Genomic DNA, 16,941 nt, shown 5'->3' on the forward strand with positions numbered 1-16,941 from the left:
CAGACCGTGGTTGAATGCCGCGCGTCGGGGTCTGGTGTTCCGGAGTCCCACCTCCGGGGCGCCAGGGATGGAACAATACTTTCGCAGGCAAGGCGCTGGAGGATCAGTGGATCTGAAGTTGGACCACCGTACCGAGGATCGGCTCACCATCGTCGAGGTCGAGGGTGAGATCGATGTCTACACCGCGCCGAGATTGCGTGAGCTCCTGATCGACCTGGTCAACAAGGGCAACTTCCACCTGCTCGTCAACATGGAGAAGGTCGACTTCCTCGACTCGACCGGCCTTGGTGTGCTGGTGGGCGGCCTGAAGCGGGTGCGGGCGCACGATGGCTCGCTGGAGCTCGTCTGCACTCAGGAGCGCATTCTGAAGATCTTCCGGATCACCGGGCTCACCAAGGTCTTCGGGATCTACGCCTCGGTCGACGAGGCCAAGGAAGCCCACGGCCGAGACAAGTAGTCATGGCGACCGTCGAGCTCACGTTCAGCGCACTGCCTGCGCATGTGCGTACGGCGCGCCTGGTCGCCACGGCGATCGCGCGCCGCACCGGTGTGGAGGAGTCGCTGCTGGACGAGGTGCGGCTCGCGGTGGGGGAGGCGTGTTCCCGGGCCGTGGAGGCGCACCGCCTGCATTGTCCGGGAGAGCCGATCCGCATCGAGCTGCGCGACGACTCGGGGCGTTTCGAGGTGATCGTGACCGACGTGGCCCCGAGCGATGACATGGAAAACGACCTCTCGCCTCTGTTGAGCGGGCCGGGCGGTCATGGCGGCCAGGGCGATCAGTTCGGCTTGATGTCCGATTCCCTCTCTTCGGGCTTCGGGATAGCCGTCATCGCGGGGCTCGCAGACGACGTCGAGGTCTACCCCAGTCCCAAGGGCATGCGGATCAGGATGAGCTGGCCCGCAGCGGCGAACGGGACCGCTTCCATTTAGTCCCGGGGTTTCGGTCACCCGAAACCCCGGTTTTCTCTTAGAGCGAAATCTGTCCGATCTTCGCCACGAAGCCAGTCATGCCGTGTCAGATCGCCCGTCAACCTGGCGTGGTTACGCTCGATAGCCGACTCGTAGCCAATTGACCAGCCGGAGAGGCTTCATATCCGCGGCACCGCTGCGTAGACTCCCGGCACCGGCCAAGGTTTGTCCCGCCACGCGCCACCTCCGCGGTAGGTATGCGGACTCAACCGGAAGCGGCACTGCCTACCGACCCGGATGGCGCGCCGCCAAAGCCCGCCGAGTGATTATCGCAGCGCCGTCCGGGCAGGACGTACCCGTCTTGCCGAGGAGAACGGATGTCTGTCCCAAATCTAGCCGCTGTGGAGGGCACAGCGGTCTCCCTGAGCGGTTCCCATCTCACGATCGTGATCGTGGTGGCCGCCGTAGCACTGCTCGCACTCGCCGTCGCAGGCGGTCTGGTGCGCGAGGTGCTCGGTGCCGGTCAGGGGACCGAACGCATGCAGAACATCTCGCGAGCCGTACAGGAAGGGGCCGCCGCGTATCTCGGGCGGCAGTTCCGGACGCTCGCGCCATTCGTCATCGTCATTCCACTGGTCCTCCTGCTGCTGCCCGCGCATTCGACCAGCGTGCAGATCGGGCGGTCGGTCTTCTTCGTGGTCGGTGCGGTCTTCTCCGCGCTGACCGGTTTCATGGGCATGTGGCTGGCGGTGCGGGGCAACGTCCGCGTCGCCGCCGCGGCCCGTGAGGCGGGCGAACGGCCCGCGATGCGCATCGCGTTCCGCACCGGCGGAGTCGCGGGCATGTTCACCGTCGGCCTGGGCCTGCTGGGCGCGGCCATCGTGGTGTTCATCTACAAGGGCGACGCCCCGACCGTGCTGGAGGGCTTCGGCTTCGGCGCGGCGCTGCTGGCCATGTTCATGAGGGTCGGCGGCGGCATCTTCACCAAGGCCGCCGACGTCGGCGCCGACCTGGTCGGCAAGGTCGAGCAGGGCATCCCCGAGGACGACCCGCGCAACGCGGCGACCATCGCCGACAACGTGGGCGACAACGTCGGCGACTGCGCCGGCATGGCGGCCGACCTGTTCGAGTCCTACGCCGTGACGCTGGTCGCCAGCCTCATCCTGGGCAAGGCGGCGTTCGGCACGGAAGGTCTGGTCTTCCCGCTGATCGTCCCGATGATCGGTGTCATCACCGCGATCATCGGCATCTTCGTGACCGCCCCGCGGGCGGGCGACCGCAGCGGCATGTCCGCCATCAACCGCGGCTTCTTCATCTCCGCGATCATCTCCGCGGTGCTGGTGGCCGTCGCCGCCTACGTCTACCTGCCGGGCAGCTTCGCGGACCTGACCGGCGTCAGCACGCAGATCCAGGCCCTCGGCGGGGACCCGCGGATCATCGCGATCGGCGCGGTGCTGATCGGCCTGGTCCTGGCCAGCGCCATCCAGATCCTCACCGGCTACTTCACCGAGACCACCCGGCGTCCGGTCAAGGACATCGGCGAGAGCTCGCGTACCGGCCCGGCGACGGTCATCCTGTCCGGCATCAGCGTCGGCCTGGAGTCGGCGGTCTACTCGGCGCTGCTCATCGGCGGCGCGGTGTACGGGGCGTTCCTGCTCGGGTTCGGCAACACGACGGTCGCGCTGTTCGCGGTCGCGCTGGCCGGTACCGGCCTGCTGACCACGGTCGGCGTCATCGTCTCGATGGACACCTTCGGCCCGGTCTCCGACAACGCGCAGGGCATCGCGGAGATGTCCGGCGACGTGGAGGGCGAGGGCGCCAAGGTGCTCACCTCGCTCGACGCGGTCGGCAACACCACCAAGGCGATCACCAAGGGCATCGCGATCGCCACGGCGGTGCTCGCGGCGACCGCGCTGTTCGGAGCGTTCCGGACATCGGTCGAGGAGCAACTGGCCGGGTCCAGCGTCTTCAGCCTCAGCGTCGATTCACCGAACGTGCTGGTCGGCCTGATCATCGGCGCCGCGGTGGTGTTCATGTTCTCCGGCCTGGCGATCATGGCGGTGGGCCGCGCGGCGATGCGGGTGGTCTTCGAGGTACGCGACCAGTTCCGCAACAAGCCGGGCATCATGGACGGCACCGAGACGCCCGAGTACGGCCGCGTGGTCGACATCTGCACCCGCGACTCGCTGCGCGAGCTGGCCACTCCCGGTCTGCTCGCGGTGATGACACCGATCGCGGTCGGGTTCGCCTTCGGGTACGCGCCGCTCGGCTCGTACCTGGCGGGCGCCATCGCCGCGGGCACGCTGATGGCGGTCTTCCTGGCCAACTCCGGCGGCGCCTGGGACAACGCCAAGAAGCTCGTCGAGGACGGCCACCACGGCGGCAAGGGCTCGGAGGCCCACGCGGCCACGGTCATCGGCGACACCGTGGGCGACCCGTTCAAGGACACCGCGGGTCCGGCGATCAACCCGCTGATCAAGGTGATGAACCTGGTCGCGCTGCTGGTCGCGCCGGCGGTCGTCACCTACGCCGACAACGTCGCGCTGCGCGTCGGCGTGACGGCGGTCGCGGTGGCGGTCGTGGTCGGCGCGGTGGTGATCTCCAAGCGGCGCTCGGTGAGCGACGCGCCTTCGGAGGACAGCGAGAAGCGCGAGCCGCAGCCGGTCGGCAAGTAACCGGACCGGTTCCGTTCGTCGGTACGGCCTGCGGTTTCCCCGGAGGGGACCGCAGGCCGTACCGTGTCACATGGGTGGAACACTGGTGGAAAACGAACGGAGGAGCGCCACGGTGAGCCGGTCCGACCAGCCCTCGAAGGAAAGGCCGCAGCCCGCGGGCGGCAAGACCCTCGGGCTCATCCTGCTGGCCATGGTGTTCGTGCTCGCCGTGCTGGTGGCCCTGTCGATCTGGGCCTCCGGTGCCTGACACCGGGGTGCGCACCCTGGTCGTGCTGCGGCACGCCAAGGCGGCGCACACGCCCGGCCTGGCCGACCGCGAGCGGCCGCTGACCGGCCGGGGCGAGGGCGACGCCAAGCGCGTCGGTGAGACCTTGCAGGCGCTGGGGCTGAGCCCCGACCTGGTGTTGTGCTCGCCCTCCCTGCGCACGCGACGTACGGCGGAGCTGGCCCTCGCTCAGCTCGCCCCTGACGCGCCGGTCGATTTCGATCATGGGATCTATCAGGCGTACGCGGACGAACTGCTGGAGCTGGTCCGGCGTACCGATCCCGGTGTGCGGACGCTGCTGCTGGTGGGGCACAATCCGGGCGTCCACGAGCTGGTCCTGGACCTCACCGGAGGCGAGGGCGATCCCGGGTTTCCGCCGGGGGCGTTCGCGGTGATCGAGTCCGCGGTTCCCTGGGAGGAGCTGGAGGCCGGGCGGGCGGTCACGCTGTGGACCCCCAAATCCGCCGGCTGACCCCCTCTGACCTGGCCGTCTTGTGACGCGGCGGCCTGACTAGGCCGGGCCGATCCGGGCACAACCCCGTGGAGCGGAAAACGGGGGGGCGGGGATGAAGCGGGTCGCGGGGGCGCTCCGCGAAGCGGCCGATTCAGCACGAAACGCACTCGGCCGAGCCCGCCGCGCCCTGCGCCGCGACCCTGCCGAGCGCGATCAGGACCTCGAAACGTCCCGCGAGCGCGGCCCGGGGGCGGTGAAACGGCCGTTTCCCCCATCGCTTCGCGATCATGTCGCTCGTGACGCGGAGCGCGGCCCGCGCCGCCGACGTGGCGGGCGTGAGGGGGAGTCCGGGAGTGAGGAAGGGCGCACCAGAGAGTCCGGGAGTGAGGAAGGGCGTTCCGGGGAGGCCGGGCGGGCGGTCCGTGCGCTGCGCGCCGGGCGAGCGGGAACCCGGCGGGTGGCAGGGGCGGTGCGGGAGGCGTTCCGGATTCCCGGGCGGCCCGCGTGGGGGTACGGGGCGCTGTGCGGCGTGGCGATCGGCGTACTGCTGCTCGCCGGGACCTTCACCGGCCACATCCAGGAGGGCTCCGCGGCGGCCCTGGGCGCGTACCTGACGGCCTTCGCCGACGACCCCGCCATGCCGTACGGCAGACGGGCCCGGCGGCTCCTGCGCAACACCCTGTTCGTCACGCTGGGCACCGGGCTCGGCACGCTCGTCGCCGCCGACCCCTGGATCGCCGTGCCGGTGATCGGCCTGGTCGCCGCCGCGGGCGCGCAGTGGCCCGTGATCGGCCTGCCGCCGACGCTCGCGCTGATCCTCAGCTACTTCCAGGGACAGGTCTCCTACGGCGCCGTGGTCCACATGGAGCTGGCCGCGGCCGGGGGCCTGTGGATCACCGCCATCGTGCTGCTGGCGTGGCCCGTACGCAGGCTCAGGCCGCTGCGGGCGTCCCTGGAGGCGGCCGGGGTGGCGCTCGCCGACCTGCTCGACGCGGCCGAGTTCCAGCCCGACGCGGGCAATGCCGAGGCCGAACGCGACTGGGAGGAACGCCGCAAGGCCGCCGAGGAGGTCCTGGCGGAGGCCCGTACGGCCGTCGCCCACTACACCGCCGTCGAACGCGAGGAGGAGGACGACGACGACCCCGGCCCCGGCCGGATGCTGGACGCGCTCACCCGGATCTTCCACGAGACCGTCGCCCTGCACATCCTGCGCGACGGCGTCACCGGCCTGACCGACCGCCGCGACTGGGTCGAGGACCTGGACACCGCGACCGGCGCGCAGGCCAAGGCCCTCCGCGAGGCGATGACCGAGGACAGCGCGCTGGCGGTGCCGCGGGCGCTGGCGTGCGCCGCGAAGTTCGCCGACCGGGTGCAGGCGATCCGCCGGTCGACCCTGTCGGGCGATGAGCCGCTGGCGGTGTCGGCGCTGCTCGGCCAGGTACGCCGCTGTCTGGACCGGATCGGCCTCGCGGTGCGTTCGGCGGCGCTGATCTCGGCGGAGGGCGTGGCGGTGGGGCCGCGGCTGCCACGGTTCACGCCACGGCCCGGCGGACGCCGCCGCCACGGCCAGCGCATGGAGCACTACGCGGCCCGGCTGGCGGTGGTGACGGTCGCCGCGATCGTGCTCGCGGAGGTCTCGCACGAGCAGTACGCGAAGTGGTTCGTGGTGACGGTGGTGGCGAACCTGCGGCCGACCTTCGGCGACACCGTGGAGCGGCTGCTGTTCCCGGTGCTCGGCACGGCGGTCGGGGCGACGGCGGCGTCGTTCATGCTGGCGCTCACCCCGGGCCATGTGACGCTGGCGCTGGTCATCACCGGGCTGGCGGTGGTGGGGTACGCGCTGGGCACGCTCAGCTTCAACTGGTGGACGGTCTTCGCGACGCCGCTCGGCCTGCTGCTGGCCGACTACGCGCTGCCGCTGTCGTGGAACGCCGCCGTGTGGCGGGTGGGGTTCGCGGTGGCGGGCGGCGTCGCGGTGGTCGGCGCGGCGCGGCTGCTGTGGCCGAGGGGCGAGCGGGTGCGGATGTCCGGGCGGGTGGCGGCGCTGCTCGACCAGCACGCCCGGCTGGTGCGGGCCCTGGTCGAACAGCAGCGGACGGACGTCACCGAGCGGGTCGAGGAGGCCGCCGAGTCGGCGCGGCGGCTCGACGAGTCGCTGGAACGGCTGGCGAAGGAGCCCGGCGGCGCGGTGCCCCGGGCGCTGCGGGACACGGTCGAGCACGCGGCGCGGATCAGGGCTGACGCGCTGGCCCTGTACGCGGTACCGGCCCCCGTACCGGGGGAGGAGGACCAGGCGGGACCGACGGCGGCGGTGCTGGACGCGGTGGCGGACCGTCTGTCCGGCGCGGCGGACGCCGTGCGCACGGGCGATTCCGAGGGCATTCCGGACGACCTGGACCAGGCGATGGACACCCTGGCCACCCACGTTGAGGAACTGACCGCGCAGCGCCTCGACGAACTCGCGGAGGGCGCGGCGGAGGAGTGGACCGCGATCAGGTACGCGTACATGCACGCGGCCTCCGCGCACCCGGCCCTGGAAGACCTGGTGGCCAACGCGGGGCGGCTGAGTCGCGCGGCCACCTCCGAGGAGGCCGCGCTCGCGTGACCGGGGCTCAGGGGCGGGCGGCCGGTGGGGGGCCGAGGCGGGTGTGGTGGAGGTCGTGGGTGAGGCCGTCTTCGGCGTCGGCCGCCTCGACCTCGGCCCGGGGGATCCCGAGCAGGTAGAGGATCGAGTCGAGGTAGGGCGCGGTCACGGCGGTGTCGGCGGCCTGGCGTACGACCGGCTTGGCGTTGAACGCGATGCCCAGCCCCGCCGCCGCGATCATGTCGAGGTCGTTGGCCCCGTCGCCGATCGCCACGGTCTGGGTGATCGGGATGCCCGCCTCGGCGGCGAAGCGCTCCAGCGCGCGGGCCTTGCCCGGACGGTCGACGATCTCGCCGACCACCCGCCCGGTGAGCTTGCCGCCGGACACCTCAAGGGTGTTGGCCGCCGAGTAGTCGATGCCCAGCTCGGACACCAGCGCGTCGGTGATCTGCGTGAACCCGCCGCTGACGATCGCGAACCGGTAGTCGAGCCGCTTGAGGGTGCGGACCATCGTGCGGGCCCCGGGCGTGAGCACGACCTCCGCGCGGACCCGGTCGAAGATCTCCTCGGGCAGCCCGGCCAGTAGCGCGACCCGCTCTCGCAGCGACTCCGCGAAGTCGAGCTCGCCGCGCATGGCGGCGGCGGTGACCTTCTCGACCTCGCCCAGGCACCCGGCGTGGGCCGCCAGCAGCTCGATGACCTCGCCCTGGATGAGCGTGGAGTCGACGTCCATGACGACCAGCCGCTTGGCCCTGCGCTGCAGGCCGGAGCGCTGCACGGCCACGTCGACCTGCTGGGCGGCGGCCTCGGCGGCGAGGTCGGCGCGCAGCGCGTCGGGGTCGGCTCCGGAGACGGCCAGCTCGACGCACGTCACCGGGTAGTTGGCCAGGCGCTCGATGCGGTCGATGTTGGCCCCGGCGGCGGCGATGCGCCCGGCGATGCCCGCGATGGCGGCGGGCAGCAGCGGCGCGCCGAGGACGCTGACGTGCAGCCGCCCGCGCTTGCGGTGCTCTTTGGCGGCGGTGCTGGTGGACAGCTCGACGTCCATGCCGAGGTCTTCGGCGATGCGCTCGACGGCGGTCCACAGGGCCCCGAGTGTGCCGCCGGTGCCGGTCGGACGTTCGCCCGCGTAGGCGACGAGCACCCCGAGGGTGAGCCTGCCGCGGATGACGACCTGCTCGACGTCGGCCACCGTCACCGGGAACCCGGCCAGGACCGCGAAGAGCCGCGATGTCACGCCTGGCCGGTCGGGGCCGGTCAGCGTGATCAGTAGCGTGCGTTGATTCATCTCAGGTCAACGGTACTTGGCCGCTCGCGGTGGCCGACACGCGGTTCACCATAAGGTCGCCCGGCGTTCAGACCAGCACGAACGCGCCCTATGGCGAACCACGCAGAACGCCCGCCCCATACAGGGGCGGGCGCCGTGTCACGCGTGGATCACTTGACGATCTTGGTCTTCACCGTGCGGGTGAAGTCCCAGCCCTTGATGCCGCCGATGCGCTCCAGCTCCTCCTTGCTGAGGTCTTCGGCGCCGTGCGGCACGTCGTAGCTGAGCACGCCGAGCTTGGCGCCGGCGGTGCCCTTCACGCTCTTCTTCAGCTTGAACTTCAGCTTGAGCGAGTCGGTCTCACCGACCTTGAGCACCCAGTCGCCCCAGCACCAGAAGCCGGTGTCGTCCCAGTCGCACTGGGTGCCGTCGGGGGCCCAGTAGGTGACCTTGCCGGAGATGCCCTTGGGCAGCCGGCCGCCGATGAAGTAGGCGTCGGCGGCGTGCGGGCCGACGTTGGTGGCCTTGATCGAGTAGGTGATCGTGCCGCCCGCCTTGGCCTTCTTCGTGGCCGCGAGGGCGACCTTGAAGCTGGAGTACGGCTTGTCGGCGGCGGTCGCCGCGGCCGTCTCGGCCACGCGGGCGGCCTTGAGGGCGGTGGCGGTGCTGGTGGAGCTGCCCGTCCGCAGGGGGACGAGGTCGTCCGAGGGGGTGAAGGAGTCCGCGAGGGCCGGTCCCGCGGTGAACAGCATCGCGCCCGCCAGAGGAACGGCGAGGGCGGCCGTGGCCATTCGTGCCATGGGGTGTCGCATGGAGGGCTTTTCTCCCGGGGGTTAGGGGGTCCGCGGGGCGAGGGGTGCGAAATGGGGTTCTTACGCGGCGGGGGCGGCACGGAAGACCGTGCGCGCCCTGACGAATCTCCGCCGCTGATCCCAGGTGCCCTACGGAGGATTCGCTGCGCTCTATCATGATCTACGACCCGCCGCGTAGAGCCGATTCGTGGTTGAATCCTGATGCATTTGTTATTCAGGTGGTTGCGGGGGCAATAAGGTGCTTTTCACCGCGCCAGGATCAGATGCGCGTCCCCGAACTCATGCCACAGGTACTCCTTCGCCAGCGCCTCCTCATAACCGCGGGCGATGAGGCCGGCCCCGCCGATCGCGGCGAGCATCATCAGGTGGGTGGAGCGCGGTTCGTGCAGACCCGTCACCAGCCCGTCCACCGCGCGGACCCCGGTCTCCGGGGTCACCACTCGGCCGGTCCACCCCGCGGCGGCCCGTACCTGACCGTCGTCGCCCGCGGCGGACTCCAGGGCGCGTACGACGGTGGTGCCCACCGCGATGACCCGCGCCCCCGACGCGCGCGCCAGGTTCACCTGCCGCGCGGTCGCGGCGGGCACCGAGAACCACTCCTCGTAGGGCGGTTCGTCACGTTCCGGCGAGGCAACACCCGTGTGCAGGGTCACCGGGGCGATGCCGATGCCGCGCACCACGAGCGAGGTCACCAGCCGCTGGCTGAACGGCCGGGCCGCGCTCGGCATCTCCGCGCTGCCCGGTACCCGCGCGAACACCGTCTGGTAGTCGGCGAGCGGCCGGTCCCGCGCGATGTAGGAGTAGCGGATCGGCACGCCGTGCTCGCCGAGGTAGGTACGCACGTCCCGGTCCAGGCGGGCCCGCCAGAGCCGGGGCGTCTCGCGTTCGATCAGCCGCAGGGTCGCCTGGCCGGGCAGGGGGAGCCACTCACCGGGCGCGCCCCCGCCGTACGGCCTGGTGCCGCCGGCCTGCGTCCGGTGGCGCAGCTCCACCAGCCAGGATCCGTCCTCCCGTTCGGTCGAGAAGTGGACGGCCAGCTTGTCCAGGCGTACCGCCGCGGGCAGCGTCGCGGAGTCGTTGACCACCAGCAGGTCGCCCGGGGCGAGCAGGTCGGGCAGGTCGGCGAATCCGCGGTGGGCGATGTGCCCGGTGTCTCGCCACGACACCATCAGCCGTACGCCGTCCCTGGCCAGGCCGCGCGCCTCGGGCGGCTCGTGCGCCTCCAGCGCGGCAGGCAGGTCGAAGTCGAACGCGAACGCCTGGACGGTCATCGGTGGACCAGCCTTCCGCTGCCCGGGCGTTCACCGACCAGCCGCAGAATCGTGGGCACGACGGACTCCGGATCGGGCGCGCCGCCCGCCTCCTCGCGGCCCACCGCGTCGGCGAGCATCGCGGTGTTCATCTCGCCCGGGTCCAGCCACCAGACGGCCACGTCGGGCTCCTCGATCGCCAGCACGTTGGAGAGCTGGTCGAGCGCCGCCTTGGTCGCGCCGTACCCGCCCCAGCCCTGGTAGGGCTCCACGGCCGCGTCGGAGGAGATGTTCACCACCGCGCCCCGCCGTTCGCGCAGGCCGGGCAGGACGGCCTGGGTGAGCGCGAGCGGCGCGATGACGTTGGTGGTGAACAGCCCGGTCAGGTCGTCGATCGGATGGTCGGCCAGCGGCGGCAGCGGGGTGGTGCCGAGCCCGCTCGCGTTGTTGACCAGCAGGTCCAGGCCGCCGAGGCCGTGCGCGGCGTCGGCGAGCAGCTTGCGGTGCCCGGCGTCGGCGACGTCCCCGGCCAGCGCGGTGACCTGGGCGGACCCCAGCTCGGCGGTGACCTGGTCCAGGGCGGCCACGCCGCGCGCGGTGATGACAAGGCGCCAGCCCTCTGCGACGAGGGCCCTGGTCAGAGCCAGTCCGAGTCCCCGGGAGGCGCCGGTGATGAGCGCGTTCTTCGTCATGGTGCCGACGCTAGGCAGGCCGCGCCCGCCGTACATCGGGCCGCGGACCCCGTTGGCCTGGGCAGATGGACGTAGGACCAACGTGCCAGTGGCACTCGGACCGGGGGTACGACCTAGGGTGAAGCTGTGCAAGACGAACCTGAGGAGATACTGCACGCCGTGAGTTCGGCGGTGCTCGCGGTCACCCGCCACCTGTCGGTGCGCGAGGTCCTTCAGGTCATCGTCCGCTCGGCGCAGCGGCTGCTGGACGCCCGGTACGCGGCCCTCGGCGTGCCCGACGAGCAGGGCGCGTTCGGGGAGTTCGTCGCGGAGGGCATCTCCGACAAGCAGTGGGAGGCCATCGGGCCGACGCCGCGCCAGCACGGCATGCTCGGCGCGATGCTGCGCGAGGGCGCCCCGGTACGGCTGGCCGACATCCGCAAGGACCCCCGCTTCGAGTGGTGGCCGCGCGCCCACCCGGTGCTGAAGGACTTCATCGGCGTGCCGATCCGCGACGGCGACGAGGTGCTGGGCATCATCTTCCTGTCCAACAAGCGCTCGCCGGGCGGCTTCACCGAGGCCGACGAGGAACTGCTGACGCTGTTCGCGGCGCACACGGCCATCGCGCTGACCAACGCGCGGCTGTACGAGCGCAGCCGCGAGCTGGCCATGGTCGAAGAGCGCACGCGGGTGGCCCGCGAGCTGCACGACGCGGTCACCCAGAAGCTGTTCTCGCTGCGGCTGAGCGCGCAGGCCGCCGGGGCGCTGCTGGACACCGACCCGGGGCGCGCGGCCGGGCAGTTGGACCAGGTGCAGCGGCTGGCCGGAGAGGCCCTGGCCGAGCTGCGCGCGGTGATCGTCGAACTGCGCCCGGCCGAGCTGGACCGGCACGGGCTGGCCGAGACCCTGCGCAAGCACGTGGCGCTGCTGGACCGCCTGCACGCGCCGGAGGTCTCCTTCGAGTCGGTCCTCGTGCCCTGCGCCGATCATGTCGACCGCACGCCCTGCCCGGAGGTCGAGGTGGCCGTGCTGAGAGTGGCCCAGGAGGCGCTGCACAACGCCCTGCGGCACGCGAAGGCCGGGTCGGTCACCGTACGGCTGGTCGAGCGCTGCGGGGCGCTCGCGCTGGATGTGAGCGACGACGGCGACGGCTTCGACGCCACGGCCCAGAGCGACCAGGGATTCGGCCTGACCACGATGCACGAGCGGGCGCGGGAGGTCGGCGGCTCGGTCGTGGTGCGGTCGCGGCCGGGTTCCGGGACGACGGTCCGCATGGAGGTCCAGCCTTGATTCGCGTGGTGATCGCCGACGACCATCCGGTGGTCCGTCAGGGACTGTGCACCTTCCTCGGCCTTCAGGACGACATCGAGGTGGTCGGCCAGGCGGGCGACGGGGCCGAAGCGGTGGAGATCGTCGCCGCGCACGCGCCCGACGTGCTGCTGCTGGACCTGCGGATGCCCGTGCTCGACGGGCTGGGGGCGCTGGAACTGCTGGCCGAACGCGGGCTCGCGGTGCGGGTGCTGGTGCTGACCTCGGTGAGCGACCGCGCCGACGTGGCCCCGGCGATGCGGGCGGGCGCGGCCGGGTTCCTGTACAAGGACGTCGATCCGGGTTCGCTGGTGCAGGCCATCCGCGCGGTGGCCGCCGGTCAGGTACTGCTCGCGCCCGAGGCGGCGCGGGCCGTGCTGGACGGCGGCGGGCCCGTCCCCGCCACGCAGACCGCCGGCCCGCTCACCGAACGCGAGCGCGAGGTGCTGGGCCTGATCGCCGCCGGACGTTCCAACCGGGAGATCGCCAGAGAGCTGTCCGTCGCCGAGAAGACCGTCAAGACACACGTGTCGAACGTGCTGATGAAGCTCGGCGTGCAGGACCGCACCCAGGCCGCGCTCTATGCCGTACGCCACGGTATGGGCTGAGATCGTTTCGATCGGGGAAAGGCTGCCTCGACACGACCTTCGGGGCATCTCGACCGGCGTATTGTGTGGACCCGTCGACACATACGGTCGGGTCTTCGCGTACGCCGTGAGTGCCCATGTTTCCGGCATTCGCCGGAGGAGGTGTGCATGCCGCTCGCCCGATCCACCGAGGCGGGTGATCCCGGCCCGGCCGCGCCCGGCGGCCTCGGCGGCCTCCGCCTCACCGGCCGCCTCGGCGAGGGACGCCAGGGTGTGATCCACTCGGCGGTGGACGCCGAGGGCGTTCCTGTGGTCGTCAAGCTCCTCCACCCGCGCTTCCGGCTGACCGAGGACGGCGGCGGGCGGTTCCTGACGGTCATGGACGGCCTGCGCGGCGTCGCCCACCCCAACACCGTCACCGTGCTCGACGCGGGCATCCACGACGGCCGGCCGTACGTGGTGAGCGCGCTCGCCGACGGCTTCCCGCTGTCCACCAACGTCTCGGCGGAGCGGCTGCGGCCCTTCGCCAGGGACACCGCTCGCGCGCTGGCCGCGCTGCACGCCTCCGGAGTCGTCCACCGCGATGTCAAGCCGGGCAACATCATGCTCGGCGTGGACGGCCCGTGGCTGCTGGACGCGGGGATCGCCGAGGCGCTGGAGGCGGGGGCGACGGTGTTCAGCGCGACCATCGGGACGCCCGAGTACCTTTCGCCGGAGCAGATCACGGGGGAGACTCCCGGCCCGGCGTCCGACGTGTTCGCCTGGGCGGCGACCGTCGCGTTCGCGGCCACGGGGCGCAACCCGTTCCTCGCCCTGCCCCGGGCCCTGGCCGATCCGCTGGCGGACGACCTGGTCGACGACTCGGTGGCGGCGGTGATGGACCGCGTCCTCACCGTGCCGCCGGACCTGGACGGCGTGCCCGACGACCTGCGCGACCTGCTGGCCCGCTGCCTGGCCAAGTCGCCGGACGAGCGGCCCGCGTTCCCGGAGATCGTCGAAGCCCTCGCCGTGGACCCACCCGAACCAGAGCCCGAACCCGAGCCCGAACCTGAACCGGAACCGGAACCCGAGCCAGAACCGGAGCCGGAGCCCGAGGTTCAGGAGCCGGTCGCCGAAGAAGCCGAAGAAGCCGAAGAATTCGAGGTGCCCCAGCCCGAGCCGCCACGGGAGGTCCCCAGGCGGAAAGGGGGCTGGAAGCGGGTGACGGTCGGCCTGGCCGCCGGGGTCGCGCTGATCGTCGGGGTGCCCGTCTGGCTGATGTCCGGCGGGCCCGGCGGCGGAAAGCCGGAGGCCCTGCCCACCGTGGGCATCGTCAAGCGGGCCGGCGAGGCGCCCCGCACCCCAGAGCCCCCGACGCCGGAACCGCCCTCCCCGGCGCCGCCGTCCCCGCGCGGCCCGGTGGTGGCCTCGCCCGCGACGGTCACGAAGACCGGATGGCTCGGCTACGGCTACCGGATCAGGTCGGTGAAGACCGGCAGCGAGGTGCGCGCCACCGCCGTGACGTCCGTGCGCGGCGACGCGGTCGTGGTGACCGGCGGCTCGGACGGACGGCTGCGGCTGTGGGAGCTGGAGAGCGGCGAGGCGATCGGCGGGAGGTTCGCCGGGGCCCGGCACCGCGGCGGCGTCGAGGCGGTCGTCACGGCACGACTCGGCAAGCGCCCTGTGGCCGTCTCAGCGGGCCGGGACGGCACGGTGAAGGTCTGGGACCTCACCGCCCGCCGCGCGGCCGGAAAGGCCATCAAGGCGCGCGGAGGCCGCATCTCCGCGCTCACCGTGCTCAACTCGCGCGGCCGCACCCTGGTGGCGGTCGCCACGCGGGACAAGCGCATCCGGCTCTACGACCTCGCCAAGCGGCGCCTGTCCGGCAAGCCGCTGCACGGCCACAAGAAGCCGGTCACCTGGCTCGCCGCCGGGAAGTTCCGCTCCGGCAAGCCCTACCTCGCCTCCGGGGCGGGCGATGAGACCGTCCGCCTGTGGGACCCGGCGCGGCGCAAGCCGTACGGCGGGGCCTACCGCAAGCACACCAAGGCGGTCCGGGCCCTGGCCACCGGCACGGTCGGCGGGCGCGCGGTGATCGCGTCGGCGGCGGGCGGCGAGAAGGGCGTCCGGATCTGGGACGCCGCCAGCCGCAAGGCCGTCAGGAAGCCGATCTCCGGGCCCAAGGGGTCGATCGAGAGCCTGGCGTTCACCGAGCTGGGCCACCGCAAGACCCTGGTGGCGGCGAGCGGTGACGGCGTGCTGCGGGCCTGGGACCTGCTCACCGGCAAGCTGCGCGGCAAGATCGAGGACGCGCACCCGGGCGGCGCCGCGTCCGTCGTGCCCTACGTGGACGACGAGGGCAGGTTGATGCTCGTCTCCTCCGGCCGGGACGCCGACGGTCTCGGCATCTGGCGTTTCGGGGCGCTCAACTAGGCGGCGAGAGGTCACTGGGCGCGGGATTCGAGGATCGCATGGTGGGCGGCCACCCAGGCGCGGCGTACGGCGCGGTCCAGGTCGCGCAGCACGCTGCCCCTGGCGGTGACCTGGCCGGAGGTGAGCCCGCGGTCGTCGGCCAGGCGCAGCGCGTGGGCCAGCCGCGCCGACAGCGCCGCCACCCGGTGGGCGCGGCCCGGATAGCCGGGCGCGAGCGTGTCGTTCGCGCCGGACCCGGACAGCGCCGCCCCCGGGTGGGCCTGGCGGGGGCCTTCGACGCTCATCAGCGTCTCGGTGGCCGAGAGCATCGCGGTGTTCAGCTCGCGTTCGGCCTCGGCCAGGGACGGCAGGTCCGGTACGGCCGCGGCGGCCTCCACAGCCGTCCAGCGGACCCCTCGGTAGGACGAGCCGCGCAGGTCGGCCTCCGGGATCAGGCCGACGCACCGGCCGGGCAGTACGCAGATGGCGGCCTGCCCCGCCTCGATCGCGGCGGAGTTGAAGGCGGGCGGCCCGGTGAGCCCCAGCGGATCTCCGGCCACCGGAAGCGCCAGCCGCAGCGCGGTCAGGCCGGAAAGCCGCAGGTCGGCGAGGTAGCCGCGGAGCGCCGCCTCGCGGGCGCCGCCATCCGAAGGAAGATCATCGGAAGGTGGGCGGGCGACGATGCCGGGCCCGGCCGTACGCTCGATGTGGTCGACCGCCTCGTCCAGGCCGATGTGTCCGGCGAGCCAGGCGTTCCCCCAGCAGACGAGCGCGGCCGCCGCGAACGAGTTCCGGTGCGATGAATCCAGGTGCACCCGATCCACGATAAGCGGTGCCCCTGCAATAGGTTTTAGGCGAGCGACACGTGAGGGAGTGATCGGGGATGGGCGGTCAGGTGCTGCACCTTCGGGATGTCGCCGTCCGCAGGGACGGCGCCGCCCTGCTGAGGGGCATCGACTGGACCGTCGGAGAAGACGAGCGCTGGGTCGTCATCGGCCCCAATGGCGCGGGCAAGACCACGCTGTTGCAGGTGGCCGGGGCGATCCTGTTCCCGACCGAGGGCACCGTGGAGATCTTGGGCGAGCCGGTCGGGCGTACCGACCTGCAGGAGCTGCGCACCCGGATCGGCATGGCCAGTTCCGCCCTGACCGAGCGCATCCCGCCCCAGGAGAAGGTCATCGACCTGGTGCTCACCGCGTCGTACGCGGTGCTGGGCCGCTGGAGCGAGGAGTACGACTCGCACGACGTCACCCGGGCCGTGGAGCTGATCGACCAGCTCGGCTGCGCGCACCTGATCAGGCGGCGGTTCAACACGCTGTCGGAGGGCGAGCGCAAGCGCACCCAGATCGCCCGCGCGCTGATGCCCGACCCCGAGCTGCTGCTGCTCGACGAGCCCGCCGCCGGGCTCGACATCAGCGCCAGGGAAGACCTGGTCCGCCGCCTGTCCGGGCTGGCCCACGACCCCAAGGCGCCCACCATGGTGCTGGTCACCCACCACGTGGAGGAGGTGCCCTCGGGGTTCACCCACGCGCTGCTGATCCGGCACGGCTCGGTGATCGCCCAGGGGCCGATCGAGGTGGTCCTGAACGCGGACAACCTCTCCAAGACCTTCGGGGTGCCGCTCGGCCTGGAGCGCGCCCCCGACGGCCGGTGGTACGCCAGGGCCCGCCCCCAGTACTAGACGGGCCGAATCGCCGCGTACCCCACCTTCTCAGGTCGATTCGCGCGCCTAACGGGATAGTAAAGCGAAGACCACATACCATTTCGG

Annotated in this window: 16 protein-coding genes; 10 read left to right on the top strand and 6 right to left on the bottom strand. The window is 72.1% G+C overall.

Going from position 1 to position 16,941, the window contains the following annotated elements; genetic code table 11:
- The first annotated feature begins 106 nt into the window (after nt 1–106).
- From DP939_RS02840 to DP939_RS02855, 5 genes are all read left to right on the top strand, one after another.
- Complete coding sequence (locus DP939_RS02840) at nt 107–457, top strand: STAS domain-containing protein (protein ID WP_111171502.1); 351 nt, start codon at nt 107–109, stop codon at nt 455–457.
- A gap of 2 nt (nt 458–459) precedes the next feature.
- On the top strand, nt 460–930 hold the full coding sequence (locus DP939_RS02845) for an ATP-binding protein (RefSeq protein ID WP_113978519.1): 471 nt from the start codon (nt 460–462) through the stop codon (nt 928–930).
- Nucleotides 931–1,286: 356 nt separating this feature from the next.
- Nucleotides 1,287–3,584 carry a sodium-translocating pyrophosphatase gene (locus DP939_RS02850; protein ID WP_113978521.1) on the top strand — a complete coding sequence of 766 codons (2,298 nt, stop codon included), beginning with the start codon at nt 1,287–1,289 and terminating at the stop codon, nt 3,582–3,584.
- Between the two features lie 112 nt (nt 3,585–3,696).
- Entirely contained in the window at nt 3,697–3,831 is a 135-nt protein-coding gene (locus tag DP939_RS48595) for a hypothetical protein (protein ID WP_263972288.1), read from the top strand.
- Nucleotides 3,824–4,321 carry a SixA phosphatase family protein gene (locus tag DP939_RS02855; protein WP_225878010.1) on the top strand — a complete coding sequence of 166 codons (498 nt, stop codon included), beginning with the start codon at nt 3,824–3,826 and terminating at the stop codon, nt 4,319–4,321. Before DP939_RS48595 ends, DP939_RS02855 begins: the two co-directional genes overlap by 8 nt.
- Before the next feature lie 133 nt (nt 4,322–4,454).
- Here DP939_RS02855 and DP939_RS45975 read toward each other — a convergent pair whose 3' ends face one another.
- Entirely contained in the window at nt 4,455–4,592 is a 138-nt protein-coding gene (locus DP939_RS45975; protein WP_158578441.1) for a hypothetical protein, read from the bottom strand.
- Nucleotides 4,593–4,760: 168 nt separating this feature from the next.
- Between DP939_RS45975 and DP939_RS02860 the strand changes: the two genes are divergently transcribed.
- Nucleotides 4,761–6,908 (top strand): FUSC family protein, encoded by a 2,148-nt coding sequence (locus DP939_RS02860; RefSeq protein WP_158578442.1) that lies wholly within the window; start codon nt 4,761–4,763, stop codon nt 6,906–6,908.
- Nucleotides 6,909–6,915: 7 nt separating this feature from the next.
- Here DP939_RS02860 and serB read toward each other — a convergent pair whose 3' ends face one another.
- The 4 genes from serB to DP939_RS02880 all read right to left on the bottom strand — a co-directional run bounded on the left by serB (nt 6,916) and on the right by DP939_RS02880 (nt 10,908).
- Nucleotides 6,916–8,175, bottom strand: a complete 1,260-nt coding sequence (gene serB, locus DP939_RS02865; protein ID WP_113978527.1) for a phosphoserine phosphatase SerB — start codon at nt 8,173–8,175, stop codon at nt 6,916–6,918.
- 149 nt (nt 8,176–8,324) lie between these two features.
- A complete protein-coding gene (locus DP939_RS02870; RefSeq protein WP_147267847.1) occupies nt 8,325–8,954 on the bottom strand; it encodes a DUF11 domain-containing protein in 630 nt (209 codons plus the stop codon).
- Between the two features lie 257 nt (nt 8,955–9,211).
- On the bottom strand, nt 9,212–10,237 hold the full coding sequence (locus DP939_RS02875; RefSeq protein WP_113978531.1) for an S-adenosylmethionine:tRNA ribosyltransferase-isomerase: 1,026 nt from the start codon (nt 10,235–10,237) through the stop codon (nt 9,212–9,214).
- Entirely contained in the window at nt 10,234–10,908 is a 675-nt protein-coding gene (locus DP939_RS02880) for an SDR family NAD(P)-dependent oxidoreductase (protein WP_113979468.1), read from the bottom strand. The genes DP939_RS02875 and DP939_RS02880 overlap by 4 nt, the downstream gene beginning before the upstream one ends.
- A gap of 126 nt (nt 10,909–11,034) precedes the next feature.
- Between DP939_RS02880 and DP939_RS02885 the strand changes: the two genes are divergently transcribed.
- From DP939_RS02885 to DP939_RS02895, 3 genes are all read left to right on the top strand, one after another.
- Nucleotides 11,035–12,177, top strand: coding sequence for a GAF domain-containing sensor histidine kinase (locus tag DP939_RS02885; RefSeq protein ID WP_199564904.1), 1,143 nt, complete (start codon nt 11,035–11,037; stop codon nt 12,175–12,177).
- Nucleotides 12,174–12,803: a response regulator gene (locus DP939_RS02890; protein ID WP_113978534.1), complete on the top strand. Its 630-nt coding sequence runs from the start codon at nt 12,174–12,176 to the stop codon at nt 12,801–12,803. Before DP939_RS02885 ends, DP939_RS02890 begins: the two co-directional genes overlap by 4 nt.
- Nucleotides 12,804–12,950: 147 nt before the next feature.
- Nucleotides 12,951–15,194 (top strand): WD40 repeat domain-containing serine/threonine protein kinase, encoded by a 2,244-nt coding sequence (locus DP939_RS02895; RefSeq protein ID WP_113978537.1) that lies wholly within the window; start codon nt 12,951–12,953, stop codon nt 15,192–15,194.
- 11 nt (nt 15,195–15,205) lie between these two features.
- On the opposite strand, the gene DP939_RS02900 is transcribed toward DP939_RS02895, so the two are convergent.
- A complete protein-coding gene (locus tag DP939_RS02900; RefSeq protein WP_225878011.1) occupies nt 15,206–15,988 on the bottom strand; it encodes a hypothetical protein in 783 nt (260 codons plus the stop codon).
- A 68-nt stretch (nt 15,989–16,056) separates the two neighbouring features.
- Between DP939_RS02900 and DP939_RS02905 the strand changes: the two genes are divergently transcribed.
- On the top strand, nt 16,057–16,854 hold the full coding sequence (locus tag DP939_RS02905) for an ABC transporter ATP-binding protein (protein ID WP_113978539.1): 798 nt from the start codon (nt 16,057–16,059) through the stop codon (nt 16,852–16,854).
- The last annotated feature ends 87 nt before the right edge of the window (nt 16,855–16,941 follow it).

The organism is Spongiactinospora rosea (assembly GCF_003315795.1).
GTDB lineage: Bacteria > Actinomycetota > Actinomycetes > Streptosporangiales > Streptosporangiaceae > Spongiactinospora > Spongiactinospora rosea.